Source organism: Nonomuraea sp. NPDC050691, assembly GCF_040654455.1.
Lineage (GTDB): Bacteria > Actinomycetota > Actinomycetes > Streptosporangiales > Streptosporangiaceae > Nonomuraea.
In genome coordinates, this window is record NZ_JBFAIA010000099.1 from 21,455 (window position 1) to 28,810 (window position 7,356).

The 7,356-nt window shown below is 71.3% G+C and carries 5 protein-coding genes; 1 reads left to right on the plus strand and 4 read right to left on the minus strand.

The features are described from left to right. Nucleotides 1-72: 72 nt before the first annotated feature. The 4 genes from AB0H81_RS28710 to AB0H81_RS28725 form a co-directional block, all read right to left on the minus strand. A complete protein-coding gene (locus tag AB0H81_RS28710) occupies nt 73-1,002 on the minus strand; it encodes a sugar ABC transporter permease (protein WP_358380791.1) in 930 nt (309 codons plus the stop codon). Next, nucleotides 999-2,141: an ABC transporter ATP-binding protein gene (locus AB0H81_RS28715; protein WP_358380793.1), complete on the minus strand. Its 1,143-nt coding sequence runs from the start codon at nt 2,139-2,141 to the stop codon at nt 999-1,001. Before AB0H81_RS28715 ends, AB0H81_RS28710 begins: the two co-directional genes overlap by 4 nt. Further along, a complete protein-coding gene (locus tag AB0H81_RS28720; protein ID WP_358380795.1) occupies nt 2,134-3,225 on the minus strand; it encodes an ABC transporter ATP-binding protein in 1,092 nt (363 codons plus the stop codon). Before AB0H81_RS28720 ends, AB0H81_RS28715 begins: the two co-directional genes overlap by 8 nt. 215 nt (nt 3,226-3,440) lie before the next feature. Further along, complete coding sequence (locus tag AB0H81_RS28725; protein WP_358380797.1) at nt 3,441-4,973, minus strand: N-acetylmuramoyl-L-alanine amidase; 1,533 nt, start codon at nt 4,971-4,973, stop codon at nt 3,441-3,443. A 229-nt stretch (nt 4,974-5,202) separates the two neighbouring features. Between AB0H81_RS28725 and AB0H81_RS28730 the strand changes: the two genes are divergently transcribed. Next, on the plus strand, nt 5,203-7,248 hold the full coding sequence (locus AB0H81_RS28730; protein WP_358380799.1) for a family 10 glycosylhydrolase: 2,046 nt from the start codon (nt 5,203-5,205) through the stop codon (nt 7,246-7,248). The last annotated feature ends 108 nt before the right edge of the window (nt 7,249-7,356 follow it).

Genomic DNA, 7,356 nt, shown 5'->3' on the forward strand with positions numbered 1-7,356 from the left:
TCCTGGCCCAGGGGAGCTGCCGCCCCGCCCGCCGCGCCACGGCGGGCGCCGCCGGGCTTTCCGTCATGCCGCTCACCTCCCGCTCCGGGTCAGCACGGTGAAGAAGACGTACGAGACGATCTGCACGATGAGGAAGTAGATGAGCGAGAACGCGCCCGCCGGCCCGAGGTCGAACTGCCCGACCGCGATCTTCGACAGCAGGATGCTGAGGAAGGACGTGGCGTTGCCCGGCCCGCCGCCGGTCACCACGAACGGCTCCGTGTAGATCATGAAGCTGTCCATGAACCGCAGCAGGATCGCGATCGTCAACACCCCGCGCAGCCGGGGGAGCTGGATGCGGCGGAACGTCGCCCACGCCGACGCGCCGTCGATCTGCGCCGCCTGGAAGTACGGCTCCGGGATCGAGCGCAGGGCCGCGTACGCGAGCAGCGCCACCAGCGGCGTCCAGTGCCACACGTCCATGACGAGGACCGTGATCCAGGCGTCCGTCGAGTCCAGGGTGTAGTTGAAGTCCACGCCCGGCACCTGGTTGATCGCCCAGCCGCCGAGCCCGATGTCGCCCCGGGCGAAGATCTGCCAGATCGTGCCCACCACGTTCCACGGGATGAGCAGCGGCAGCGCGACGACGACCAGCGCCATCGACACCGTCCAGCCGCGGCGCGGCATCCCGACGGCGATCGCCACGCCGAGCGGGATCTCGATCAGCAGCACCTGCGCCGAGAACATCAGGGTCCGCAGGAACGCGGCGCGCACCTCGGGGTCGCGCGTCACCGAGCGGAACCACTCCAGCCCGACGAAGATCCGGTCGCTGGGGCTGAAGATGTCCTGCACGGAGTAGTTGACGACCGTCATGAGCGGGATGAGCGCGGTGAACGTCACGGAGACGACCACGGGCAGCACCAGCAGCCAGGCCCGGTTGTCCTTCGGTTTGGCCTCGGGCCGCCGGTCGGGTTCGTCGGCCGCCGCGGCGGAGGCTTGTTCGACCGGTTCCGTGAGCGTCACTCGGCCCTCCCGTTCATCCGGCCTTCCCCGTCATCCGGCCCTCCCGTCGGTTCGGCTCCGCCGTTCAGGGGGACGACCTGCCCGCAGCGGACCGCGTCGCGGAACAGGAAGACCCGGCCGGCGGTGAAGCGCACGAACGCCGCCGTGCCCGGCTCGTACGGCGAGCCCGCCTCGGCGCGGGCCACCAGCGGATGCCCCGCGGCCCGCACGTGTACCAGGTCGTAGGCGCCCATCCGGTCCACGCCGGCCACCTCGGCGGGCAGGCCCGGCGAGCCGGGGCCGTCGCCGAGCCGCGCGAACTCGGGCCGTACCCCGACGCGCACCGGGCCCGGCGGCAGCGGCTCGTCTGCGCGCCCGACCACCTGCCCGCCCACCCGGACCAGCCCGTCGGTGACCTCACCCGGAAGCGTGTTCATGCCGGGCGAGCCGATGAAGTGGCCGACGAACTCGTGCGCGGGCGACAGGAACAGCTCCGCCGGCTCTCCGGCCTGCACGATCGCCCCGTCCTTGAGCACGACCACCTCGTCGGCGAACGTCAGCGCCTCGGTCTGGTCGTGGGTGACGTACACCAGCGTGTGGCCGGTGTCGCGGTGGGTCTCCTTCAGCGTGCTGCGCAGCGTCCACCTGATGGCCGGGTCCACCACGGTCAGCGGCTCGTCGAGCAGCACGGCCGCCACGTCCGACCGCACCAGGCCGCGGCCGAGGCTGACGATCTGCTGGCGGCCGGGGTCCAGCCGCCGCGACCGGCGTCTCAGGTGGGCGTCCAGCCCGAGCATCCGCGACACCGCGCGCACCCGCCGGTCCACCTCGTCCTTCGGGTAGCGCCGGTTGCGCAGCGGGAAGGCGAGGTTGTCGTAGACCGACATCTCCTCGTACAGCACCGGGAACTGGAAGACCTGCGCGATGTTGCGCCCCGCGGTCGGCACGGAGGTCACCTCGCGCTCGCCGAACCAGACGCGGCCGGTCGTCGGCGTGATGAGGCCCGACATGATGTTGAGCAGCGTCGTCTTGCCGCACCCGCTGGGGCCGAGCAGCGCGTACGCCCGGCCGGAGCGCCAGGTCCAGGTCATCGGCCGCACGGCCCACGTCCGCCCGCCGTCGTAGCTGTGTCCCACGTTCTCCAGGCGGATGTCAGCCATGCAGGTCGACCTCCGCGGCGGACTCGGCGAGCAGCCGCCCGCCCGACTCGTCGAACAGGAAGGCGTGCGCCGGGTCCACGTACGCCGTCGCCCGGTCGCCCGGGGTGAAGGCGCGCGGCCCGTCGAGCTGGGCCACCAGGTGCCTGCCACCCGGCAGCAGCAGGTGGACGAACGTGGCGCTGCCCGTCACCTCGGCCAGCCGGACCTCGGCCGGGAACTCCAGCGCGCCGTCCCCGGCCGGGTCGATGGACACGTGGTGGGGCCGTACGGCCAGCACGACGTCCCGGCCGGTGATGTGCGCGCGCGGCGCCGGGAACGACGCGCCCAGCACCTCCACCCGCCCCTCGCGCACGGTGCCCGGCAGCAGGTTGAGCGGCGGATCGCTGAGCGCGGCGGCCACCGCCAGCGTGGGAGGGTGCGCGTACAGGGCGGCGACCTCGCCGGTGTCCAGCACCCGGCCCTCGCCGAGGACCACGGCCGGCGCCGCGAACGCCAGCGCCTCGGCCGGGTCGGACGTCGCGTACAGGACCAGGCCGGGCGACTCCCTGAACATGCTCTTCAGGTCGGAGCGGAGCTGCTCGCGCAGCTTGAAGTCGAGGTTGGCCAGCGGCTCGTCGAGCAGCAGCAGGTCGACCGGCCGGGCCAGCGCGCGGGCGATCGCGGTGCGCTGCTGCTGCCCGCCCGACAGCTCGGCCGGGCGCCGCCCCAGCAGCTCGGCGATGCCCATCAGCTCGGCCACCTCACGCACCCGCCGGTCGATGTGCTGCTTGGGGAACGAGCGGTCCAGACGCAGGGGAGAGGCGATGTTGTCGTGGACGGTGAGGGAGGGATAGTTGACGAACTGCTGGTAGACGAAGGCGACGGAGCGTTTGCGGACCGACACCCCCGTCACGTCCTCGCCGTTGACGACCACCCGCCCCGAGTCGGGCGGCAGGAGGCCGGCGGCCACCCGCATCAGGGTGGTCTTGCCGGCCGTCATCGGCCCGAGCAGCGTCGTCATCCCGCTCGGTAACTCGAGATCGATGCCGTCGAGCCAGACCTCTCCGCGTCTCCGTACGCAGACGCCGTCGAGGGTCAGCGCCATGTGCCCGGTCCTCTCTGCCGGAGCCAGATCGGTTGCTGCGAGAGTCGGGTGAATGTCCCTCCATCTAACATGAGCCGCTTGTGCCTGCCTAGGCCGTTTGTGGCCCGTGCGATCCGCGCCGGGCGGTCCGCGCCGGACGCCGCGACGCGGACCGCACGGGGGCTGGGGGTCACTTGCCGATGCCGATGCCGATGCCGATGCCGACGGCGTCCGCGTCACCTGCTGATGCGGACGGCGTCCGCGATGACGTAGCCGGTACCGCCCGTCCACCTGCTCACGCCGACCACGTTGGCCGTGCCGGCGTTGAGGGGGAACGTCCCGAGGCTGCGCCACGCTCCTCCGCCTGAACGCTGGTCGACGTACACGGTCTGGTTGCCGCTGGACGTCGCCACGACGTACGGCGCCGAGCTGTTGTAACCGGCGTCGGCCGGATACCAGACCTCGACCTTGTAGGTGCCCGCGCTCGGGATGGTCGCCTGGTACCAGGCGACGTCGCTGGAGGACACCGGGCCGGCGAAGCGGTAGTCGGCGCCGTAGCGCTGGCTGGAGTAGGTGGAGGTGCCCCAGTTGGCGCTGGCGGTGAACTGGCCCGATGTGGTGTTGTCCACAGTGGTGGTCCAGGTCGGCGTGCCGGTGCCACCGGTCACGTAGTTCATGTACGTGGTCCAGTTCCAGTATTGGCCCGGGTCGGTGTGGGTGGCGCCGGGCACCTGGTTGTGGCCGATGATGTGGCTGCGGTCCTTCGGGATGCCGTACTTGTCGCAGATCCAGCGGGTGAGCGCGGCCGAGGACCGGTACATGGCGTCGGTGAACCACGAGGCCTCGCTGACGTAGCCCTCGTGCTCGATGCCGATGGAGCGGGTGTTGTAGTCCCAGTTGCCCGCGTGCCAGGCGATGTCCTTGTCGCGCACCATCTGGGTGATGGCGCCGTTGGACGACTTGACCACGTAGTGGGCCGAGACGTTGGCGCTCGGGTTCTGGAACCAGGAGATGGTGCCCGCGTACGAGCCCTGCGTGACGTGGATGATCACCCGGTCGATGGCGTAGGACGACTCGCGGCTGGAGGCCGTGTAGTTGCCGGAGTTGGCGGCGACCCAGGTCGCGTTCGGGTAGTCGGCGGCGGCCTCGGCCTGGAGGCTCGGGGTGCCCTCGGCCTTGGCGCTGAGGTCGCGGGCCTTGGCCAGGTCGCCGCGGTCGGCGGTGACCTCCTGCGGCTTGACCGCCACGCCCTTGGCCTGCAGGCCGAGGCCGAGCAGCTCGTAGACGGAGTCGGCGTACAGGCGGGCCAGCTCGGGGGAGGAGGCGTTGCCGTACTTGGCGACGGCCTGGTACCAGCGGCCGGCGTCCTTGCGGGCGGCCTCGTCGAGCCCCTGCTCGTCGGCGAGGGAGCGCAGGACGGCGGCGCCGCCCAGGATGTTGGCCGCGTCGTCGGCGCGCAGCTTCTCGGCCGGCAGCCTCGTCAGCTCGGCGGCCTTCTCCAGGGTGTGGGTGGCGGGGTTGCTGACCAGGTGCATGACGCCGTAGCCGCCGCTGGCGCTGGGCTCGCCCCGGTGTCCGTCGAGGTGGGTCTCGGCGTAGGCGAGGGCGACGAGCAGGTCGCGGGGGACGTCGTTCTGGGCGGCGGCCTTGGCGAAGGCGGCCTGGAGCGGGGTCTCGCGGGAGGCCTGGGCGGGGGCGGCGCCGACGGCGACGGAGGCGAGGAGGGCCGAGGTGACGAGAGCGACTAATCGCGTGCGGGCGAATGTCATGGCGAGCTCCCTCATTGGGGGTTGGTCGCACAGTAGGCGCATTCCATGACAGATGTCGATAATTGACATTACTGGTCTGTTAGAAGAAACTTTTCGCCCGCGCGATGGACTTGTCAGCTTTTATCGGCATTTGGGAGCCTTGTCCGCGTAAGGTGGGCCGGGAAGTTGGGCCCCCTCGGATCCGTGAAGACTATTGCGCTCCGAGTAACGGTCGCTGAAACTTCTCTTCGTGACCACGCACCACGGGAGCCTGTCAAGCCGGCTCGCCGCCCGCCCTTCACGGGCCGCGTCCGCCTCCCGCCCCTTACGCGCCGCCGTGGCCGCGCTCGTCGCCGCCGCCGCCACGCTGCTCGCACCGGCCGTGCCGGCCGCCGCGGCGGGGCTCCAGAGCTCCGCCACCGTCACGGCCGCCTGCACCACCGACCCGGCCAAGCCGAAGCGCCAGCTCCGGGCCATGTGGATCTCCTCGGTGGCCAACATCGACTGGCCCAGCGCCCCCGGCCTCAGCGTCTCGGCCCAGCAGTCCGAGTTCCGCGCCTGGCTCGACCTCGCCGTGCAGAAGCGGATGAACGCCGTGATCGTGCAGGTACGGCCCACGGCCGACGCGTTCTGGCCCTCCACGTACGAGCCGTGGTCGCAGTGGCTGACCGGCACCCAGGGCAAGGACCCCGGCTACGACCCGCTCGCGTTCATGGTCAGCGAGGCCCACGCCCGCAACCTCGAGTTCCACGCCTGGTTCAACCCGTACCGGGTCGCCAACCACGACGATCCCGCCAAGCTCGTCTCCACCCACCCGGCCCGCAAGAACCCGAGCTGGCGCTTCGCCTACGGCGGCAAGCTCTACTACAACCCCGGCATCCCCGCCGTGCGCGCCTTCATCGAGGACGCCATCATGGACGCCGTCACCCGCTACGACCTCGACGGCGTCCACCTGGACGACTACTTCTACCCGTATCCGGTCAGCGGCCAGACGATCCCCGACTCGGCCACGTACTCCCAGTACGGTGGCGGCTTCTCCAGCATCGCCGCCTGGCGGCGCGACAACGTCAACAAGCTCGTCCGCGAGATGGACCAGCGCATCCACGCCGCCAAGTCGTGGGTGACGTTCGGCATCAGCCCGTTCGGCATCTGGCGCAACTCCTCGACCGACCCGCTCGGCTCGGCCACCTCCGGCCTCCAGTCGTACGACGCCATCTACGCCGACAGCCGGCAGTGGGTGAAGCAGGGCTGGGTCGACTACGTGTCGCCGCAGATCTACTGGCACATCGGCAACAGCGCCGCCGACTACAAGGTGCTGACCGCCTGGTGGTCCGACGCGGTGCGCGGGACAGGAGTCCATCTCGTCATCGGGCAGGCCGCCTACCGGGCCGGCGCCTCCGGCCAGGACGCCGCCTGGCAGGACGCCGCCGAGCTGAGCGACCACCTCACCTACAACCGGAGCAGGCCCGAGGTCCTCGGCGACGTCTACTTCTCCGCCAAGGACGTCAAGGCCGACCGGATCGGCAGCTTCACCAAGGTCGTCTCCACCCACTACACCAAGCCGGCGCTGCTGCCCGCCCGAGGCACGGCCGCCGCCCCCTCGGCGCCGACGATCAGCGCGGCCACGCGCGGCTCGGGCGGCGTCGCCCTCACCTGGCAGGGGTCCGGCACCGCGTACGCGGTCCACCGGGTGGACGGCTCGCCCACGACCGCCGACCCGTGCGCCTTCGCCGACGCACGCAACCTGCTGACCACCACCCGCAAGACCACCTTCACCGACGCGACGGCCTCGGCCACGGCCGCCTACACGTACTACGTGACGGCGCTCAACCGCACCCACCAGGAGAGCGCCCCCAGCGCCGGCAAGGCGGTGGCGGGCAGCGGGACGTCGTTCAGCGTGACGGTGGACAACGCCGATGCCGGCTTCACGGCCGGCACGTCGTGGGGCACCTCCACGTACTCCTCGCAGCTCCACGGCACGGACTACCGCTTCGCCGACCCGGTCTCGGCCAGCGACCCGGCGTGGTTCCAGGCCGCGATCCCGAGCGCGGGCAGCTACAAGGTGGAGGTCTGGTACCCCGCAAACGCGGGATACAACAGCGCGACGCCGTACCTCGTGGCGACGAGCACCGGCAGCCAGACGGTCTCCGTGGACCAGCGCACGGGCGGCGGCGCGTGGCGCACGCTGGGCACGTACACGCTGAATGCGGGCACGTACAACGTGGTCGGGGTCAGCCGCTGGACCACGACGACCGGCTACGTCATCGCCGACGCGGTGCGCATCACCAAGGTCTGACGCCACGGCGAGGACCGCGTGCCCGCGCTCTCCCGCGCGGGCATCGTCACCATCCCCGACCCGTACGAGCAGGGCGTGCAGACCAAGGTGGCCACGGGCGACAAGCCC

Bases quoted from the DNA above. Each gene is read 5' to 3' on its own strand.
- AB0H81_RS28720 (WP_358380795.1), bottom strand. From the start codon at position 3,225: ATGGCGCTGACCCTCGACGGCGTCTGCGTACGGAGACGCGGAGAGGTC.
- AB0H81_RS28725 (WP_358380797.1), bottom strand. From the start codon at position 4,973: ATGACATTCGCCCGCACGCGATTAGTCGCTCTCGTCACCTCGGCCCTC.
- AB0H81_RS28715 (WP_358380793.1), bottom strand. From the start codon at position 2,141: ATGGCTGACATCCGCCTGGAGAACGTGGGACACAGCTACGACGGCGGG.